We start from the raw sequence: 19,932 nt of genomic DNA on the forward strand, positions 1-19,932 counted from the left end.
CCCGCCCCCCAACCTTACCTCAAGGAATTTTTAGATCCCCACTCCAACAAACCTTGCAGCAACTCCTTGAGCACCACTTGCGTCGGCGCAGCCAGATCCTGCCGATAGCGGAACGGCTCGAACTCTTCCATATAAGTGCACTGCCCCAACTCCAGTTGCACGGCGTGGATGTTCTCGGCCGGATTGCCGTAATGCCGGGTGATGTGGCCGCCCTTGAAGCGACCGTTCAGTACATGGCTGTACTCGGTATGACGGGCGCAAATCGCTTCCAGTTGACTCGCAAGCTGTGGATCGCAACTGGCGCCGTTGAAAGTACCCAGGTTGAAGTCCGGCAGTTTGCCGTCGAACAGGTGCGGGATGATCGAGCGGATCGAATGCGCGTCGAACAGCAACGCATAGCCGAACTCGGCTTTGAGTCGCGCCAGCTCGTTCTGCAGTGTTGTGTGATACGGCGTCCAGATCTGCTCCAGCCAGGTCGCGCGTTCTTCTTTCGAAGGCTCCAGCCCTTCGCGGAACAATGGTATGCCGTCAAACAGCGTCGCCGGATACAGACCGGTGGTCGCGCCGACATATAAAGGCTTGTCGTCGGACGGCCGGTTCAAGTCAATCACGAACCGCGAATACTCGGCGGCCAGGGTGCTGGCGCCCAGTTCCGCGGCAAAATCGTAAAGCTGCGGGATGTGCCAGTCGGTATCCGGCAGGCTGCGGGCGTCGGGGATCAACCCGGCTTCGACCGCCGGGGTCAGGCGCACACCAGCGTGGGGCATGCTGATCAGTAGTGGCACGCGGCCTTGTTTGAAGTTCAGAACCTTATCCACAACTGCTCTCCTAAACGCTTGTCTCGACGCCGTGACGCACGACGCGTTTTTCCAGGTCACCGCCCAGCCAGTACGACAGGTCGGCGGGACGATCGATTTGCCAGGCGACAAAGTCCGCGACCTTGCCGGCTTCCAACGAACCATGGGTGTCGGCCATGCCCAACGCCGTGGCGGCGTGAATGGTCGCACCGGCCAGCGCTTCTTCCGGGGTCATGCGGAAACAGGTGCAGGCCATGTTCAGCATTAAACGCAGCGACAGCGCTGGCGAGGTGCCGGGGTTGAGGTCGCTGGCGATCGCGATTTTCACCCCGTGTTTGCGCAAGGCCTCCATCGGCGGCAATTGGGTTTCCCGCAGGAAGTAAAACGCGCCTGGCAGCAATACCGCGACGGTGCCGGACTCGGCCATGACGATGGCGTCGTCCTCGGTCATGAACTCCAGGTGATCGGCCGACAGTGCGTGATAACGCGCCGCCAGGCTCGAACCGTGCAGCGATGACAGTTGCTCGGCGTGCAGCTTCACCGGCAAACCGAGTTCCTGTGCGGTGATGAACACACGCTCGACCTGCGCGGGCGAGAACGCCAGGTATTCGCAGAAGGCGTCCACCGCATCCACCAGCCCTTCAGCGGCCAGGGCCGGGAGCATCTCGGCGCAGATGTGATCGATGTAGTCGTCAGCGCGATCGGCGTATTCCGGCGGCAAGGCGTGAGCGGCAAGGCAGGTGCTGCGCACACTCACTGGAAGTTCGGCGCCGAGGCGGCGAATGACCCGCAGGATCTTGCGCTCGCTGGCCAGGTCCAGGCCGTAGCCGGACTTCATTTCGACCGTGGTCACGCCGTCGCGCATCAGACTGTTCAGACGCTTGGCGGCGCTGGCGAACAACTCGTCTTCGGTCGCCGCGCGGGTGGCGCGCACGGTGCTGGCGATGCCGCCACCGGCTGCGGCGATTTGCGCGTAGCTGACACCTTGCAGACGCTGTTCGAACTCGCCGCTGCGGTTACCGCCAAACACCGTGTGGGTATGGCAGTCGATCAGGCCCGGAGTGACCCAGGCCCCTTTCAAATCGTTGACGGCCGGGTATTCACCCGCCGGCAGTTCAGCGCGCGGGCCGATCCACTCAATGTGCGCACCGGACGTCACGATGGCCGCATCCTCGATGATCGAGTAGACGCCTTGCGCCATGGTTGCGACGTGGCAGTGTTGCCAGAGAGTTTTCATCCCGAATTCCTCGTCTTGTGATCGTTCCCACGCTCTGCGTGGGAATGCCTCTAGGGACGCTCCGCGTCCAGTGACGCGGAGCGTCACGGGCTGCATTCCCACGCAGAGCGTGGGAACGATCGATGGGGGGGGTTAAAGGCTAGGCAGCAACTTCACCGACAACAGTTCACTCAGGCAGCGGGTCGCCAACAACTCGGTCGCCGCATTGATGTCCGGCGCAAAGAAGCGGTCCTTCTCATAGAACGGCACTTCTTTACGCAGAATCGCCCGGGCCTTTTCCAGTTTTTCCGAAGTCTTCAGACCATTGCGCAAGTCCAGGCCTTGAACCGCCGCCAACCATTCCACCGCCAGCACACCGCGAGTGTTTTCGGCCATTTCCCAAAGACGCTTGCCCGCCGCCGGGGCCATGGACACGTGGTCTTCCTGGTTCGCCGAGGTCGGCAGGCTATCCACCGAATGCGGATGTGCCAGTGCCTTGTTCTCGCTGGCCAGTGCCGCTGCAGTCACCTGAGCGATCATGAAGCCGGAGTTCACGCCACCGTTGGCCACCAGGAACGGCGGCAGTTGCGACATGTGCTTGTCCATCATCAGCGAGATGCGGCGTTCGCTCAGGGAGCCGATTTCCGCGATAGCCAGTGCCATGTTGTCAGCGGCCATGGCCACTGGTTCGGCGTGGAAGTTACCGCCGGAAATCACATCGCCTTCAGCAGCGAATACCAGTGGGTTATCGGAGACGGCATTGGCTTCGACGGCCAACACTTCGGCGGCCTGACGGAACTGGGTCAGGCAGGCGCCCATGACTTGTGGCTGGCAACGCAGGGAGTACGGATCCTGGACCTTTTCGCAGTTCTCGTGCGAGTCGGACACTTCACTGCGTTCGCCCAGCAAATCGCGGTAAGCGGCAGCGGCGTCAATCTGGCCTTTCTGGCCACGAGCAGCATGGATGCGTGCATCGAACGGCGAACGCGAGCCCAACACTGCTTCAACGGTCAGCGCACCCAGCGCCACCGCGCCAGCAAACAGGTCTTCGCCTTCGAACAGACCACGCAAGGCATAAGCGGTCGACACCTGAGTGCCGTTGAGCAGTGCCAGGCCTTCTTTCGCGGCCAGGGTCAGCGGAGTGAGACCAGCGACTTTCAGCGCTTCGGTCGCTTCCATCCATTCGCCCTTGTAGCGCGCCTTGCCCTCACCCAGCAGCACCAGCGACATGTGCGCCAATGGCGCCAGGTCACCGGAAGCACCGACCGAGCCTTTCAATGGAATGTGCGGGTAGACCTCGGCGTTGATCAGCGCGATCAGCGCGTCGATGACCACGCGACGAATACCGGAAAAACCACGGCTCAGGCTGTTGACCTTGAGCACCATCACCAGCCGCACCAGCGCGTCACTGATCGGCTCGCCGACACCGGCGGCGTGTGACAACACCAGCGACCGCTGGAGGTTTTCCAGGTCTTCGCTGGCGATACGGGTCGACGCCAACAGGCCGAAACCGGTGTTGATACCGTAAGCGGTGCGGTTCTCGGCGAGAATCTGTTCCACGCAAGCAACACTGGCTTCGATCTGGGCCGAGGCGCTGTTGTCGAGGGTCAGTTTCACTGGCTGCTGGTAGACATCACGCAGCTGGGCAAGGCTCAATTGGCCGGGAATCAGGTTTAGCGCAGTCATTTCATGCTCCTTTTGAGAGTTGTTAATGCTCTCTGTATAGAGAGGCAGACCAGACGCTCCGGAAATATCCGTTGTCCGTCGCTTCCCCCTTTATGAGGGGGCTGGCGCCTTGGCACGCTGGTTTTTATTGGAAATCAGTTCAGGTTTGGTAAAGCCTTGTGCAGCAAATTCTGTTCTTTCAACACAGCGGCCGCCGCAGCGATGTCCGGGGCCAGCCAGCGGTCCTGATCATAAGCCGGGACATGCTCGCGCAGCAGACGCCACGCCGCATCTGTGCCCGCGCCAAAGCGTTGCTCCTTCAAGAATTCGAACGCCTGGGCCGCCAGCAGGTACTCGATGGCGAGGATCTGGGTGCAGTTTTCCAAGGCGCGATGCAGCTTCAGCGCAGCGTTGGTGCCCAGGCTCAAGTGGTCTTCCTGCAGGCCGGACGTGACGTAGTTGTCGAGCACGGCGGGTTGCGCCAATTGACGGTTTTCCGCACACAGGGAAGCGGCGACATATTGGACGATCATCATCCCGGAGTTGACGCCCGGGTTGGCCACCAGGAAGGCTGGCAGACCGCTGACGTGCGGGTTGATCAGACGGTCCAGACGGCGCTCGGCGATGGAACCGATTTCGGCCATGGCGATGGCCAGCAGGTCCGCCGCCATCGCTACGGACTGGCCGTGCGGATTGGCCTGGGAAACAACGCGGTAGTTGTCCGGGGTGCCCAGTACCAGCGGGTTGTCGGTGGCGCCGTTGAGTTCGTTTTCGATCTGTTTGGTCGCGTGAACCAGCTGATCACGGGCAGCGCCGTGTACCTGCGGGATCGAACGGATGCTCAACGCATCCTGAGTACGAATGCCTTTGCTGCTGGCGATCACTTCACTGCCATCGAGCACAGCGCGCAAATTGATGCCGACTTGCTGCATGCCCGGATGCGGCTTGAGCGCGATGATTTCGGCGTCGAACGCATCGATCTGACCGCGTTGGGCTTCGAAACTCATGGCGCCGATCACGTCGGCCCATTGCAGCAAATGCGCGGCGTCGGCAATCGCCAGACAGCTGAGGCCGGTCATGCATGGCGTGCCGTTTACCAGACACAAACCGTCTTTGGCGCCGAGCTTGACCGGTTGCAGGCCTTCTTCGGCCAGGGCTTGCTGGGCGGAAACGATCTGCCCGCGATAGCTGACATTGCCGACACCCAGCAGCGCAATGCCGATGTGCGCCATGTGCGTCAGGTAGCCCACGGACCCCTGGGATGGCACTTGCGGGGTAATACCACGGTTGAGCAGCGCCAGCAGGGCTTCAACCACCTGACGGTGCAGGCCGGATTTGCCATGGCTGTAGTTGATGACGGCGGCACAGATGATTGCGCGAGTCTGCTCGTTGGTCAGCGGTGCGCCAACGCCGCAGGCGTGACTGAGCAAGGTGTTGCGCGACAACTGGCTGAGTTGTTCATCTTGCAGGGATACGTTGCACAACGCACCGAGCCCGGTGTTGATGCCATAGGCGCGCTCGCCGCTGGTGACGATGCGCTGGACGATGCCTTGGGCGTTTTCAATGCGTGCCCAGACCTGCGTCGACAGCTCAAGCTGCGCGCCATGACGGGCGACGGCCACCACATCCTGCCAACGCACCGGGGCATCGGCGATAACGATTTTTTCAGCCTGGGACATCTTTGACCTCAACTGTATTTCTTCAATTTTAATGCAGCTCCACCGCCGCCTTCGCGAGCAGGCTCGCTCCCACAGGGGTACGCATTCCAATGTGGGAGCGAGCCTGCTCGCGAAGGGGCCAGCACAGTCACCGCAAATCTCTTAAACCACCGCAGCCCGACGCTGCACGAACCGGTCGACATACTCATCCGCCGGCGAATGCAGGATCTCCCTTGGAGTGCCGACCTGAATCAGGCGGCCGTCCTTGAGGATCGCAATGCGATTGCCGATGCGCACGGCCTCGTCGAGGTCGTGGGTGATGAAGACGATGGTCTTGTGCAGGGTCTTTTGCAGCTCCAGCAACTGGTCCTGCATCTCGGCGCGGATCAACGGGTCGAGGGCGCTGAACGCTTCGTCCATCAGGATGATGTCGGTGTCCGCCGCCAGGGCGCGGGCCAGGCCCACACGTTGACGCATGCCACCCGAGAGCTGATGCGGGTATTTGTTTTCGTAGCCCTTGAGGCCCACGGTGTTGATCCAGTGCAATGCGCGCTCGGAGCACATTTGCTTGCTCTCGCCGCGCACTTTCAGGCCATAGGCGACGTTATCCACCACGGTCTTGTGCGGCAGCAGGCCGAAGCTCTGGAACACCATGCTGATCTTGTGCCGGCGAAATTCGCGCAAGGCTTCCATGTCGTATTGCAGGATGTCCACGCCGTCCACCAGAATCGCACCGCTGGTCGGGTCGATCAGGCGATTGAAGTGGCGCACCAGGGTCGACTTACCGGAACCCGACAGGCCCATGATCACGAAGATCTCGCCAGTGCCGATGCTCAGGGACAAATCGTTCACGCCGACCACACAGCCGGTTTCGGACAGCACCTGGTCTTTGGTTTTGCCCTGGCCAATCATCGCCAGGGCATCCTTGGAACGGTTGCCGAAAATCTTGAAGACGTTTTTGACTTCGATCTTGCTTACGGTCGCGTTGTTCATTTGCTCACCTCGTGCCGTGCCCGACCGTACGCCTGAGTAATGCGGTCGATCACCACGGCCAGAATCACGATCGCCAGACCGGCTTCCAGGCCACGTCCGACGTTGAGGGTCTGAATCCCCACCAGCACGTCTTCACCCAAGCCACGGGCACCGATCATCGAGGCAATCACCACCATCGACAGCGCCATCATGGTGGTCTGGTTGATCCCGGCCATGATGCTCGGCAGGGCCAGCGGCAGTTGCACACCAAACAGTTGCTGCCAGCGGTTGGCACCGAAGGCGTTGATTGCTTCCATCACTTCACCGTCAACCTGGCGGATGCCCAGATCGGTCAAGCGAATCAGCGGCGGTGCGGCGTAAATCACAGTGGCGAAAATCGCCGGGACCTTGCCCAGGCCGAACAGCATCAGCACCGGGATCAAGTACACGAAACTCGGCATGGTCTGCATGATGTCGAGCAACGGCATCAGCACCGAACGCAGGCGATTGCTGCGCGCCGAGAGAATGCCCAGCGGAATGCCGATCAGCACCGAAATGATCGTCGCCACCATCATCAGCGCCAGGGTCTGCATCAGCTTGTCCCAGAGGCCGACCGCACCCACCAGGAACAACAAGCCGACAATCACAGCCGTGGTCACGACTTTGCGGGTCGCGTGCCAGGCAACGCCCGCGACGATGGCCAGCATCAGCCACCAGGGCGCCGCGCGCAGCAGCCCTTCAAGATTGACGATGGCCCACAACAGCGTGTCAGAGATCTGCCGGAACACGTCGCCGTAGTTGGTGACCAGCGAATCGACCCAACTGTTGACCCAGTCGGCGATGGAAAAGGTAAAGCTTTCGGGAAACATAAGAGACTCTCAATCAAGGGTTGCGATCAAGCGTCCGACTGCCGTCGCCGACAGCCGGAGAGGCCCGACCTACAAGGCCGCGTCGATTTTCTTGGCTGCGTCTTCGCTCACCCAGGCGTGCCAGACTTCAGGATGTTCCTTCAAGAAGATCTTGGCCAGTTTTGGCGACTCGATCCGCTCTTTGGTCATGCGCCCGAGGTTCTGGTTGAGGATGTCGATCGGCACGTTGACCTTTTCCAGCACGGCCACCAGTTCCGGGGCTTCGTCGTGGAAGGTCTTGGACAGGCCGACCTTGATATCCACGGTCTTGTTCACCCCTGGTTTCTCTTCGAGCTTGACCAGGTCAACCTGGCCCATCAGCGGGGTTGGCGACCAGTAGTAGAACAGGATCGGCTCGCCACGCTTGTAGCTCGACAGCACGGCGGCATCCAGCGCCGGGCCGGTGCCTGGGCGGAAGTTGGTGTAGGTGCTTTCCAGGCCGTAGCTTTTCAGCATTTCGCTGTTATCCAGCTCGCAGGTCCAACCCGCCGGGCAGTTGTAGAAACGGCCCTTGGAAGGCTCTTCCTGGTCCTTGAACACGGAGGCGTATTTGCCCAGATCAGCAATGGCTTTCAGGTCCGGGGCTTTAGGCTCCAACTTGCGCTTGGCGTCGCCTTCGACCACATAACGTGGCACATACCAGCCCTCTACCGCGCCCACGACAGGAGCGCCGACACCCACCACTTTGCCGGCCTTCTCAGCCTTGTTCCAGACTTCACTGCGGCCGACCCACTCTTCGGCAAACACTTGAATGTCGTTGCTACTCAGGGCGTTTTCCATGGTGATGGAGTTGCCCGGCAGGCTGTCGGTCTTGCAGTCGTAGCCTTTCTCCAACACGACTTGCATCACGTCAGTCAGGAGCATGGCGCTTTCCCAGTTCAGACCGGCAAATTTCACTGGTTTACCCGACTCGCACCAACCGGCAGCCTGAGTGGCGCCAGCACTGGCCAGCAGGCCCATGGAAAGCAATGTGGTCAGCAGGGTCTTGTTCGATTTCATTGTAGTGACGCTCCTAATCATGAATTGGCTTACGGCAGTCAAGAGGCATCCAGCCCTGTCCACGTCCAATCAGGCCTGCGTCGCAACGCGACCGGCCCCGCTTGTTTTAGGTTGTACATCGCTGTTCTGCTCGACCGGCAGAATCAGTTGATCGGGCACTGTGCCGTGCCATTTTTTCGCGCACACGTAATACAGGGATGCTGGAAGCACCAGACCGATGATCCAGGAAATATCCACACCACCCAGGGCTTCCACCAGCGGACCGGTATAGAACTTGGAAGAGATGAACGGCAGTTGCACCAGCACACCGAAGACATAGACGCTGATACCGAGGACGTTCCAACGGCCGTAGCGACCGTTCGGATCGGCCAGCGCCGGCACGTCATAGCGCTCACGGGTGATGCAGTAGTAGTCCACCAGATTGATCGCGCTCCATGGCGTAAAGAACGCCAGCAGGAACAGGATGAAGGACTTGAACGCACCGAGGAACGAGTGCTGACCGAGCAACGCCATCAGGGTCGCAGCACCGACGATGACCAGCACGAAGACCAGACGCTGCAAGCGCGTTACCTTCAGATCACCACGGAAGCCGCTGATGATGGTCGCAATGCACATGAAGCTGCCATAGGAGTTCAGCGTGGAAATGGTGACCTTGCCAAACGCGATGCTGAAATACAGCAACGCGGCGGTGGCACCGGTACCGCCCAAACCAACGATGTAGGCCACTTCATGGCCGGCGAATTGCCCGTTGGCCGATGCGGCAGCGAACACGCCGAGGACCATCGCTACCTGCGCACCAATGACCGAACCTGCGCCTGCGGCAAAAAAAGTTTTCACCGAGGAAATCTTGCTCGGCAGGTAGCGAGAGTAGTCAGCCACATAAGGGCCGAAGGCGATCTGCCAGGACGCCGCGAGCGACACCGCAAGCAAGAAACTGCTCCAGCTGAAGTGGCGGATTTGCAACAGTGCGCCAACATCAACCTGGCTCATCAGACGGCTGAACAGATAAACAAAGGCAATCACGCCAATGACGCTGGCGACACGGCCGATCCAATGGATCACCCGATAACCGAGCACCGTGACCAGCACGATGACACTGGCGAAAATCAGAATGCCGACGCTGTCGCTGACACCAAACAACTGGCCCAACGCCTGTCCGGACAGCACGGTGCCCGTTGCGGTGAAGCCGAGGTACATCAAGCAGACCAGCACGATCGGGATGGCCGCGCCATACACGCCGAACTGTACCCGGCTGGAAATCATCTGCGGCAGGCCAAGCTTGGGCCCTTGCGCGGCATGCAACGCCATGACACCACCGCCGAGCAGTTGACCGATCAACAGGCCGATCAGCGACCAGAACACGTCACCACCCAGCACCACGGCCAAAGCCCCGGTGACAATCGCTGTGATTTGCAGGTTGGCACCCATCCACAGGGTGAACTGGCTAAATAGACGACCGTGTCTCTCCGCTTCCGGGATGTAGTCGATCGAGCGTTTCTCGATCAACGGTTTGTTGCCTGCACGATCGTTGTTAACAGCCATGGTTCAACCTCTGTGGGTTCTTATTCTGGTTTCACTAAACCCCTGTAGCAGCTGCCGAAGGCTGCGTCGGGTTGCGAAGCGACCCTGGCATTCCAACGCGGAACGAAGGTCCTTCGGCCCTTAACGCAGCCTGCGGCAGCTGCTACATGGCTTGTTTATTTGCCGGTGATCATCGGCAGGTTCAGCCCTTGTTCCTTGGCGCAGTCGATTGCGATCTGGTAGCCCGCATCGGCGTGACGCATAACGCCGGTCGCCGGGTCGTTGTGCAGCACGCGAGCAATACGCTCGGCCGCTTCGTCCGTACCGTCGCAGACAATCACCATGCCCGAGTGCTGGGAGAAGCCCATGCCGACGCCGCCGCCGTGGTGCAGAGACACCCAAGTCGCGCCGCTCGCGGTGTTGAGCAGGGCGTTCAGCAGAGGCCAGTCGGACACGGCATCGGAACCGTCCTGCATGGATTCGGTTTCGCGGTTCGGGCTGGCTACCGAGCCGGAGTCCAGGTGGTCACGACCGATCACGATTGGCGCGGACAGTTCGCCGCTGCGCACCATTTCATTGAACGCCAAACCCAGCTTGGCGCGCAGACCCAGGCCAACCCAGCAGATACGCGCCGGCAGACCCTGGAAGCTGATGCGCTCACGGGCCATGTCCAGCCAGTTGTGCAGGTGGGCGTCGTCCGGGATCAGCTCTTTGACCTTGGCGTCGGTCTTGTAGATGTCTTCGGCATTGCCCGACAGCGCGGCCCAACGGAAAGGACCGATGCCACGGCAGAACAGCGGACGGATGTAAGCCGGTACGAAACCTGGGAAGTCGAAAGCGTTTTCCACGCCTTCTTCCTGGGCCATCTGACGGATGTTGTTGCCGTAGTCGAAGGTCGGGATGCCCATTTTCTGGAAATCCAGCATCGCTTTAACGTGTACGGCCATGGACTGCTTGGCGGCTTTGACCACGGCAGCCGGCTCGGTCTTGGCGCGAGCGCGGTACTCGTCCCAGGTCCAGCCAGCCGGCAGGTAGCCGTTGAGCGGATCGTGGGCGCTGGTCTGGTCGGTGACCATGTCCGGGCGCACGCCACGACGAACCAGTTCCGGCAGGATTTCTGCCGCGTTGCCCAGCAGAGCGATGGAAATCGCCTTGCCTTCCTTGGTGTATTTTTCGATGCGGGCCAGTGCGTCGTCGAGGTCGGTGGCTTGCTCATCGACATAACGGCTGTTCAGGCGGAAATCGATGCTGACCTGCTGGCATTCGATGTTCAGCGAGCAAGCACCGGCCAGGGTAGCGGCCAGAGGCTGGGCGCCGCCCATGCCACCCAGACCGGCGGTCAGGACCCAACGACCTTTCAGGTCATCGTTGTAGTGTTGGCGACCGGCTTCAACGAAGGTTTCGTAGGTGCCCTGGACAATGCCTTGGCTACCGATGTAGATCCAGCTGCCGGCGGTCATCTGGCCGTACATGGCCAGGCCTTTGGCGTCGAGTTCGTTGAAGTGCTCCCAGCTCGCCCAGTGTGGCACCAGGTTGGAGTTGGCGATCAGCACGCGCGGGGCGTTGCTGTGGGTCTTGAACACGCCGACCGGCTTGCCGGATTGCACCAGCAGGGTCTCGTCGTCATTCAGGTTAGTCAGGCTTTCGACGATCTTGTCGTAGCATTCCCAGTTACGTGCCGCACGACCGATGCCACCGTAAACCACCAGTTCTTTAGGGTTCTCGGCGACTTCCGGATCGAGGTTGTTCATCAGCATGCGCAGCGGCGCTTCGGTCAGCCAGCTCTTGGCGGTCAGCGTGTTACCGCGGGCGGCGCGGATTTCAACGTTGCGGCGCTTTGTAAACGTAGGCGTAGGTTTCTGGGTATTGTCAGTCACGAAAAAGACTCCTCAGCGATCAATTCAAACCAACCCGGGCAGTGGGCAAGCCAGCTTGTGCGCATCGTCGCGCCACAAGCGAATCAGTGGACGCTGCGGAGAGCCTCGGTCGACTCATACGCATACGTCTTTACTTGTACATACAAGCATATGCAATCAAGCGGCCAACTTATTGGATGGGCGTTCAAGAAAAGTTTTGAATGGGCTGGAAAGCTTGTAGATCAAGGGTTTTTACGAAGATTAAATTTTTCGGGGAGATTTTTGCGAAAGGGTGATAGCTGTTACTTGAGCTACGTTTTGCGCCACCCTGGGGCGTTCGGTAACAAGATGGTGCGCAGATTCGAATCAGATGATCGTTCCCACGCTCCGCGTGGTAACGCTGCCGGGGACGCTCCGCGTCCGCTATTGACTGTGACGCGGAGCGTCACGGGATGCATTCCCACGCAGGAGCGTGGGAACGATCAGTGGAGGGGTTGAATCAGTGTGCGGTCAGTTCAATCACGCAGCACGGGCCGTTGACGGAGACTTCCAACAACCCGGTGTTACCGTCCAGTCGCAAGCAATCATGGCGACCCAGTTGCGAAGCGCTATTACCGGCATTCACTTCCAATGCGTCGGTAATACTGAACACCAGCACCGTGCCCGCCGAACTGAAAAACCGCTGCTCACCCGCCAGCCACTGCAACCGCGCGCTGTAACGCTGCGGTGCATAAATCAGGTTGAAATCGCGGATCGGCCCGCCGAGCAATGTGCAGGAGACTTCACTCTCACCGCTGAAGGCAAACGGGGTCAGCGGTAACAGTGGCAACGTGTCCTGACCTTCCACCCGCAAGGTCATGCCATCACCTTGCAGCACGGTGATGACCCGCTCGTAACCCGTGAACATCGAGAAACCACCCGACTCGCCGATGTCGGCAATCGACAGGCGCCAGCCGAAACCATCGAGGCCAGTGCCCGCATCGCGGGTGATTTCTTCAGTGCTGCCGCTGCCGTTTTTCCACGGCATGCGTGGGTAATCGATGGCGCGTAAAACCTTCATTTCAATCATTTATGGCTCTCTATTTATGGAACCGACCTTCCAGACGATGACGGGAACCGGGGTGGATCAAGCGGGCGGCGGTCACTGGCTGACGGCCGGACCAGGTGCGGCGGCGAATCAGCAGGCATGGCTCGCCTTTTTCAATCTGCAACAGCTTGCACTCGGATACCTCGGCAAGAATCGCCTCGACCACGTGCTCGCCTTCGGTCAGCGGCGCCACCTGGTTGAGGTAGGCATAAGGCGTTTGCAGCGTGAAGTCTTGTTTGAGGTAGTCCGGAGCCACTAGCGCATTGACGAAACGGTCTTCGATTTGCACCGGGATATCGTTTTCGAAATGCACGATCAGCGAGTGGAAAACCCTCTGCCCTTCGCGCATATCCAGTGCCAGGGCGCGCTCGGAGCCGGCGGCCTCTTCTTCAAGGGTGATCACCTTGCAAGTGTGGCGATGGCCGCGAGAGGCGATCTCGTCGGCGATGTTGTGCACTTCAAACAGCGCGGACTGGCTTTTCGGCTCGGCGACGAACGTACCAACGCCTTGCATGCGTACCAACAGACCGTCGGCGGTCATTTCGCGCAGGGCGCGGTTGATGGTCATGCGGCTGAAACCGAGCTGGCTGACCAGTTCGCTTTCCGACGGCACACGGTAGTGCGGCGGCCAGTTCCCACTGTCGATTTGCTGGGTGATCATCTGCTTGACGCGGGCGTACAAGGGCGCCGGACTGTCGCCCATGTTCGCGGCCAACGGTGACACTGGGGGCGGAGTCGGCACGGTTAATCCTTGTTCATTTAGGAAAGGTTGCTAGCTTGCCGGAGTTTACCGAGCAGGCAAACGTCTGTATATGTATATACAAATAACACACGATGGGGTGCTGAACCATGTCCGCCTTCTTTGCCGAACGCGCGCTGCTGCCTAGTGGATGGGCCAACAATGTACGTCTTGAGGTCAGCGCCGACGGCGTATTGACCCATCTCCAGGCCGATTCCCACGCAGATGGCGCCGAACGGCTGAGCGGCCCGCTGCTGCCAGGCATGCCGAATTTGCACTCCCACGCATTCCAGCGTGCGATGGCCGGGTTGGCGGAAGTGGCGGGTAATCCGAACGACAGTTTCTGGACCTGGCGCGATTTGATGTATCGCCTCGTCGGAAAAATCAGCCCGGACCAACTCGGTGTGATCGCCCGTCAGCTGTACATCGAAATGCTCAAGGCCGGTTATACCTCGGTCGCGGAATTTCATTACGTGCACCACGACACCAATGGCCAGCCTTACGCAGACCCCGCCGAACTGGCGCTGCGCATCAGCCAGGCAGCGAGCTCCGCCGGTATCGGTCTGACCCTGCTGCCGGTGCTCTACAGCCATTCCGGTTTCGGTGGCCAGACGCCGAACGACGGCCAGCGCCGCTTTATCAACAGCACCGAAAGCTACCTGAAACTCCAGTCGCGTTTGCAGCCGCTTCTGGCCCGGCAACCGGCGCAATCCCTGGGCTTGTGCTTCCACTCCCTACGCGCAGTCACGCCACCGCAAATCAGCGAAGTGCTGGCCGCCAGCGACAAGCAATGCCCGGTGCATATCCACATTGCCGAACAGCAGAAGGAAGTCGAGGACTGCCTGACCTGGAGCGGTCGTCGTCCGTTGCAATGGCTGTTCGAAAACACTCAGGTCGATCAGCGCTGGTGTCTGGTACACGCCACTCACGCCAATGCGGAAGAAGTCACCCTGATGGCCAAGAGTCGTGCCATTGCCGGGCTGTGCCTGACCACCGAAGCCAACCTGGGCGACGGGATTTTCCCGGCAGTGGATTTCCTCGCTCAGGGCGGGCGCATGGGCATCGGTTCCGACAGCCATGTGTCGTTGAGCGTGGTGGAAGAATTGCGTTGGCTGGAATACGGCCAGCGCCTGCGCGATCAGCGACGTAATCGCCTGTATGGCGCGGATCAGCCGATGGTTGGCCGCACGCTGTACGACGCAGCACTCGATGGCGGCGCTCAGGCGCTGGGGCAGCCGATTGGCGCGCTGGAAGTGGGCAAGCGTGCGGACTGGCTGGTGCTGGACGGCAACGATCCCTACCTGGCGACCGCCAGTGGCGACGCAATTCTCAATCGTTGGTTGTTTGCCGGCGGCGATCGCCAGGTTCGCGATGTGCTGGTCAATGGCCAGTGGGTTGTGCGTGACGGGCGTCATGCCGGGGAAGAAGAAAGCAATCGCGCGTTCACCCAGGTCCTGCGCGATCTCCTGGGCTGATACAAATCTGCGACTGATCGTTCCCACGCTCTGCGTGGGAATGCAGCCCGGGACGCTCCGCGTCCAAAAAGCGTGACGCAGAGCGTCACATGAGGCGTTCCCACGCAGAGCGTGGGAAGGATCATAGGGTGAGGATCAGTTCGAGGTCTTGGCCATCTGCGACTCCGACGCCCGCCAGATCAGCCGCGAGGTGTCGTAACCCTGCTGCCGCGCCTTGCTCAGCAGCTCCTCACGCACCACCCCATTGACGGTTGGGGTTCGCGCCAACAGCCACAGGTACTTGCGACTCGGGTCGCCAACAATGGCCGTCTTGTAGTCATCGCTGACGTACAACACCCAGTATTGCCCCTTCGCCGTACCCGGAATCAGACGAGAAAACCAGGTATCGAACTCGACCCACAATTTGTCGGTTTTGCCCGGCTCCTGTGGATAAGCCGTGCCCTTGATCTCTTCCCACTGCCACTGCGCCGTCAGGCAGCGGTTCAGTATCGCCATCTTACCGTCAGGCTTGAGCATGTAATGGGCTTCGGATTGGGCGCAGTCACGCTGGAAATACATGGGCATGCGAGCCAACTCGTACCAGGTTCCCTGGTAACGCTTGAGGTTGACGCTGTTGACGGTTTTCGGTGCCAACTGATCATTGCCAGAAGTGGCGCAGCCAGCCAATATCAGGCCGGCAAAAAGTACAAGTAATAACCGCATCATTGTTTTTCTCCCGTGGGCGTATCGCCCCGGTTTACTTCAGGCCTTGGCCGGAAAACATCAATACTTTGTCACCGGCATACTGCACGCTGATAAAGCTGTTTTTGTCGCCCCAGGTGCAACTGGACATACCCAGTGCGCCCGAGCAATCAGCAGGCTTACCCAGCAACGTTTCGACCTCGGCCTTAGGCATGCCGGTCGATAGCTTTGAGTAGTTTTCCTGATTGACCTTGCTGCATGCGGCCAACAACACGCAGAACGAGAGCAAGGCGAGAGATCGCAGCGACATGGTGAAACTCCTGGGGCGAAGGGGAATGGCATGGCTGCCAAGCAGAAGCTTAGAAGAGCAAACCCCCATCTGGTTCCCCGACCGCCGCGCTATTTATCAGGCCGCTCGTCTGCCATTTTCGAAAAACAAGCAACTTTCCTGAGCCATTGATGTTTTCGTCAATTTTTACGTAAGACGCCTCATCTTTGGCGCTGGGCTGTCGACATAGAAGCAGCGTAAAGCCCTCGACTGTGGCAATTGACGCCCCCTCGCTGACAAGCCCCTCCGCGGTAGTGCATTTAATGACCAGAAACATGAAATTCAGCCACAAGATCCTGCTGGCAGCTGCCCTCGTGGTAGCCGTTGCATTCGCCTGCTTTATCCTGTTCAACGACTATCGCCAGCGCCAGACCCTGCGCAGCAGTACCGAATCCTCGATGCAGGAACTCGGCAGCCTGACTACCAGCAACATTCAGACCTGGCTGGAAAGCCGCATCCAGTTGCTGCAGTCGTTGTCCCAGCAGATCGCCGTGGACGGCAGCGCACAGGCCAGCCTGAAACGCGCCATCGACCTGCCGGCCTACACCAGCAACTTCCAACTGAGCTATTTCGGCGGCACTGACGGTGTGATGTTTTCGGTCCCGGCGGGCAATCGTGCCGCCGACTACGACCCTCGCGCCCGTGGCTGGTACAAGGCAGCGAACAGCGCGCAACAGACCATCGTCACCGAACCGTACATCGCCGCGTCTTCCGGCAAACTGGTGATCACCGTTGCCACACCCGTTAAGTATCAGGGCCAGATGATCGGCGTCGCCGGTGCGGATATCGACCTGTCCAGTGTCAGCGCCATCATCAACTCGCTGAACTTCGGCGGCCACGGCCATGCGTTCATCGTCAGCACCGATGGCAAGATCCTGATTCACCCGGACAGCAAACTGGTGCTCAAAGGCCTGGCAGACGCCTACCCGAATGGCGCACCGAAAGTCAGCCCGGGAATGAAAGAAGTCGAGATCGACGGCAAGAAGCAGTTCATCTCCTTCACCCGCGTCAACGGCGTGCCGTCGGCAGACTGGTACGTGGCGCTGGTGCTGGATCAGGACACCGCGTTCTCGATGCTCAGCGAATTCCGCACCTCGGCAATCATCGCCATGGTCATCGCGGTGGTGATCATCATTGCGTTGCTGGGCATGTTGATCAGCGTCCTGATGCAGCCGCTGCTGACCATGGGCCGCGCGATGCAGGACATCGCCGAAGGTGAGGGTGACCTGACCAAACGCCTGACCATCCACGGCCAGGACGAATTCGGCGCGCTGGGCACCTCGTTCAACCGTTTTGTTGAGCGTATTCATACCTCGATTCGCGAAGTGTCCTCCGCCACCGGCCAGGTCAACGAAGTAGCGCTGCGCGTCGTGGCCGCGTCGAACTCGTCGATGTTCAACTCCGACCAGCAAGCCTCGCGTACCAGCAGCGTGGCCGCAGCGATCAACGAACTGGGTGCCGCTGCCCAGGAAATCGCCCAGAACGCCGCGATCGCCTCCCAACACTCCAGCGACGCTCGCTCCATGGCCGAAGACGGTCAGCAAGTGGTGGATAAAACCATCGCCGCGATGCAGCAGCTGTCGGCGAAGATCAGCGATTCGTGCGGCAACATCGAAACGCTCAACAGCAACACCGTCAACATTGGGCAGATTCTGGAAGTGATTACCAGCATCTCCCAACAGACCAACCTGCTGGCACTCAACGCAGCGATCGAAGCCGCTCGTGCCGGCGAAGCCGGTCGCGGTTTTGCCGTGGTGGCGGATGAGGTACGCAACCTGGCGCACCGCACTCAGGATTCGGCGCAGCAAGTGCAGAAGATGATCGAGGAACTGCAAGTCGGCGCCCGCGAAGCGGTGAGCATCATGACTGACAGCCAGCGTCAAAGCGAAAGCAGCGTCGGCATCGCCAACCAGGCGGGTGAACGACTGGGCAGTGTGACGCAGCGCATTGGCGAAATCGACGGAATGAACCAGTCCGTGGCCACCGCGACTGAAGAGCAGACTGCCGTGGTGGAGTCGATCAACGTCGACATTACCGAGATCAATACGCTGAACCAGGAAGGCGTGGAGAACTTGCAATCGACCTTGCGTGCGTGTGCGGATCTTGAGCAGCAGGCGGCGCGGTTGAAGCAGTTGGTCGGCAGCTTCCGGATTTAAGTTGCTTTCACTGGCCCCATCGCCAGCAGGCTGGCTCCCACAGGGGATTTGTGAACGACACAAACCCAACGTGGGAGCCAGCCTGCTGGCGATGACGGCATCAGCCGCAAGGAAAACCTAAAACCGAGACCCAGGTCCTGCGAGAAACGCCAACTCCTCAGCCGTCGACTCCCTTCCCAACACCGCATTGCGATGCGGAAACCGCCCAAATTCAGCAATCACCCGCTGATGCTTCTCGGCATAGTCCAGATAGTCGGTAAACAGTGTTCGATCCGCCTCCGGCTGCTGCGACAGCAGATCGATGTAACGCGAGATGCACTCGTTCTGCACCGCCAGATTCTCGCAATGCTCCATCACCAGGTAGATAAACACTCGCTGAAGAGGCCGCAACTGCCGATCAAAATCCGCAGCAATGCCTTGCGCCACCAGTGCCTGAGCCCTGAGATCGCCGGAATAGGATTGGGGAGTGTTGCGATAGATCATTCGCGGGAGTTGATCGAGCAGCAGCACCAGCGCCAGCCAACCTTCGGGACGATGCGCCCAGTCAGTCAATCCGCCGGCCAGTGCCTGCTCAACCCAGTCCCCGAAACGCGTCTGCGCTTCGAGGTCCTGGCTGTCGCGCTTGCCGAACCATAACTTGCCCTTGGCGGCCGCTGTTTCGTTCGCTGATTCGGAAGATCCGAACCACCAATCGAGCAACGGCTGCCAGGGCGCGGTCATGGTTTATGCCTTGTGGTAAGCCGTGACGCGTTCGACTTCTTCTTTCGAACCGAGGAACACGGCAACACGCTGGTGCAGGCCGTCTGGCTTGATGTCGAGGATGCGCTGATGGCCATCGGTGGAGGCGCCGCCAGCCTGTTCAACCAGGAACGACATCGGGTTGGCTTCGTACATCAGACGCAGCTTGCCCGGCTTGGACGGCTCGCGGCTGTCGCGTGGGTACATGAACAGACCGCCACGGGTCAGGATGCGGTGCACGTCCGCGACCATCGCGGCGACCCAGCGCATGTTGTAGTTCTTTTTCAGCGGGCCTTCTTCGCCAGACAGCAATTCACTGACGTAGCGTTGTACCGGCGCTTCCCAGTGGCGCTGGTTGGAGGCGTTGATCGCGAATTCCTGAGTGGAGGTCGGGATCTTGATATCTTCGTGGGTCAGCACGAAGCTGCCCATTTCACGGTCCAGGGTGAAGCCTTTTACGCCGTCGCCCAGGGTCAGGATCAACATGGTCTGTGGACCGTAGATCGCGTAACCGGCAGCCACTTGCTCGGTGCCTGGCTGCAGGAAAGCCTTTTCGTTCAAGGGCTCATTCTGGCTCAGGTATTCGTTCGGGCAACGCAGCACCGAGAAAATCGTACCGACCGGCGCGTTGATATCGATGTTCGACGAACCGTCCAGCGGGTCGAATACCAGCAGGTACGCACCTTTCGGGTATTTGCCCGGGATCTGGTAGGCATTGTCCATTTCTTCGGACGCCATGCCGGCCAGGTGACCACCCCATTCGTTGGCTTCGAGCAGGATCTCGTTGGAGATCACGTCGAGTTTTTTCTGCACTTCACCTTGGACGTTTTCAGTGCCCATGCTGCCCAGAACACCACCCAAGGCGCCTTTGGACACGGCGTGGTTGATCTCTTTGCAAGCACGCGCCACCACTTCGATCAGGAAACGCAGATCGGCAGGCGTGTTGTTGCTACGGGTCTGCTCAATCAAATAGCGACTCAAGGTAACGCGGGACATGGAAGGCTCCGGTGGAATGGGGGGCTAAAAACCCGCGCAGTTTAACGCGAGTCGAGGCGCATTTCCTCCTATCAGACGTGATACACCCAAGAGAGTTCATGCGCGGGGTTGAGCGTAGTTCGAAACGGGCATTTTTACCG

Annotated in this window: 17 protein-coding genes and 1 pseudogene; 3 read left to right on the top strand and 15 right to left on the bottom strand. The window is 59.9% G+C overall.

Annotated elements, in window-relative coordinates:
* Nucleotides 1-14: 14 nt before the first annotated feature.
* The 11 genes from hutG to hutC form a co-directional block, all read right to left on the bottom strand.
* Nucleotides 15-818: an N-formylglutamate deformylase gene (gene hutG, locus PMI22_RS02320; protein WP_007948985.1), complete on the bottom strand. Its 804-nt coding sequence runs from the start codon at nt 816-818 to the stop codon at nt 15-17.
* A gap of 10 nt (nt 819-828) precedes the next feature.
* On the bottom strand, nt 829-2,034 hold the full coding sequence (gene hutI, locus PMI22_RS02315; RefSeq protein ID WP_007948986.1) for an imidazolonepropionase: 1,206 nt from the start codon (nt 2,032-2,034) through the stop codon (nt 829-831).
* A 132-nt stretch (nt 2,035-2,166) separates the two neighbouring features.
* The gene (gene hutH / locus PMI22_RS02310; RefSeq protein WP_007948987.1) at nt 2,167-3,699 is read right to left on the bottom strand and encodes a histidine ammonia-lyase; all 1,533 of its coding nucleotides are present in this window, start codon (nt 3,697-3,699) and stop codon (nt 2,167-2,169) included.
* Nucleotides 3,700-3,833: 134 nt separating this feature from the next.
* Nucleotides 3,834-5,357 carry a histidine ammonia-lyase gene (gene hutH, locus PMI22_RS02305; RefSeq protein WP_007948988.1) on the bottom strand — a complete coding sequence of 508 codons (1,524 nt, stop codon included), beginning with the start codon at nt 5,355-5,357 and terminating at the stop codon, nt 3,834-3,836.
* 141 nt (nt 5,358-5,498) lie between these two features.
* The gene (locus PMI22_RS02300) at nt 5,499-6,329 is read right to left on the bottom strand and encodes a quaternary amine ABC transporter ATP-binding protein (RefSeq protein ID WP_007948989.1); all 831 of its coding nucleotides are present in this window, start codon (nt 6,327-6,329) and stop codon (nt 5,499-5,501) included.
* Entirely contained in the window at nt 6,326-7,177 is an 852-nt protein-coding gene (locus PMI22_RS02295) for an ABC transporter permease (protein WP_007948993.1), read from the bottom strand. The genes PMI22_RS02300 and PMI22_RS02295 overlap by 4 nt, the downstream gene beginning before the upstream one ends.
* A gap of 69 nt (nt 7,178-7,246) precedes the next feature.
* Nucleotides 7,247-8,215 (bottom strand): ABC transporter substrate-binding protein, encoded by a 969-nt coding sequence (locus PMI22_RS02290; RefSeq protein ID WP_007948994.1) that lies wholly within the window; start codon nt 8,213-8,215, stop codon nt 7,247-7,249.
* A gap of 69 nt (nt 8,216-8,284) precedes the next feature.
* A complete protein-coding gene (locus PMI22_RS02285) occupies nt 8,285-9,757 on the bottom strand; it encodes a purine-cytosine permease family protein (protein WP_007948995.1) in 1,473 nt (490 codons plus the stop codon).
* 155 nt (nt 9,758-9,912) lie between these two features.
* Nucleotides 9,913-11,613: a urocanate hydratase gene (hutU, locus tag PMI22_RS02280; RefSeq protein ID WP_007948996.1), complete on the bottom strand. Its 1,701-nt coding sequence runs from the start codon at nt 11,611-11,613 to the stop codon at nt 9,913-9,915.
* A 478-nt stretch (nt 11,614-12,091) separates the two neighbouring features.
* Nucleotides 12,092-12,661 (bottom strand): HutD/Ves family protein, encoded by a 570-nt coding sequence (locus PMI22_RS02275; RefSeq protein ID WP_007948997.1) that lies wholly within the window; start codon nt 12,659-12,661, stop codon nt 12,092-12,094.
* 10 nt (nt 12,662-12,671) lie between these two features.
* Nucleotides 12,672-13,382, bottom strand: coding sequence for a histidine utilization repressor (gene hutC / locus PMI22_RS02270; protein WP_177323450.1), 711 nt, complete (start codon nt 13,380-13,382; stop codon nt 12,672-12,674).
* 146 nt (nt 13,383-13,528) lie between these two features.
* Here hutC and PMI22_RS02265 point away from each other — a divergent pair, with 146 nt between their 5' ends.
* Complete coding sequence (locus PMI22_RS02265) at nt 13,529-14,893, top strand: formimidoylglutamate deiminase (RefSeq protein ID WP_007949000.1); 1,365 nt, start codon at nt 13,529-13,531, stop codon at nt 14,891-14,893.
* A 135-nt stretch (nt 14,894-15,028) separates the two neighbouring features.
* Here PMI22_RS02265 and PMI22_RS02260 read toward each other — a convergent pair whose 3' ends face one another.
* Nucleotides 15,029-15,598 (bottom strand): lipocalin family protein, encoded by a 570-nt coding sequence (locus PMI22_RS02260; RefSeq protein WP_007949001.1) that lies wholly within the window; start codon nt 15,596-15,598, stop codon nt 15,029-15,031.
* 31 nt (nt 15,599-15,629) lie between these two features.
* The gene (locus PMI22_RS02255; RefSeq protein WP_007949003.1) at nt 15,630-15,884 is read right to left on the bottom strand and encodes a hypothetical protein; all 255 of its coding nucleotides are present in this window, start codon (nt 15,882-15,884) and stop codon (nt 15,630-15,632) included.
* 293 nt (nt 15,885-16,177) lie between these two features.
* On the opposite strand from PMI22_RS02255, the pseudogene PMI22_RS32565 reads away from it, so the two are divergent.
* Nucleotides 16,178-17,200: pseudogene (locus tag PMI22_RS32565) on the top strand (HAMP domain-containing protein); the annotation flags it as partial.
* 93 nt (nt 17,201-17,293) lie between these two features.
* Nucleotides 17,294-18,058 carry a methyl-accepting chemotaxis protein gene (locus PMI22_RS32570; RefSeq protein ID WP_443200817.1) on the top strand — a complete coding sequence of 255 codons (765 nt, stop codon included), beginning with the start codon at nt 17,294-17,296 and terminating at the stop codon, nt 18,056-18,058.
* A gap of 117 nt (nt 18,059-18,175) precedes the next feature.
* On the opposite strand, the gene PMI22_RS02245 is transcribed toward PMI22_RS32570, so the two are convergent.
* On the bottom strand, nt 18,176-18,778 hold the full coding sequence (locus tag PMI22_RS02245; protein WP_007949005.1) for a DUF924 family protein: 603 nt from the start codon (nt 18,776-18,778) through the stop codon (nt 18,176-18,178).
* A 3-nt stretch (nt 18,779-18,781) separates the two neighbouring features.
* Nucleotides 18,782-19,792, bottom strand: coding sequence for a class 1 fructose-bisphosphatase (locus PMI22_RS02240; protein WP_007949006.1), 1,011 nt, complete (start codon nt 19,790-19,792; stop codon nt 18,782-18,784).
* Nucleotides 19,793-19,932: the final 140 nt, after the last annotated feature.

This window comes from Pseudomonas sp. GM21 (genome assembly GCF_000282215.1).
Classification (GTDB): domain Bacteria; phylum Pseudomonadota; class Gammaproteobacteria; order Pseudomonadales; family Pseudomonadaceae; genus Aquipseudomonas.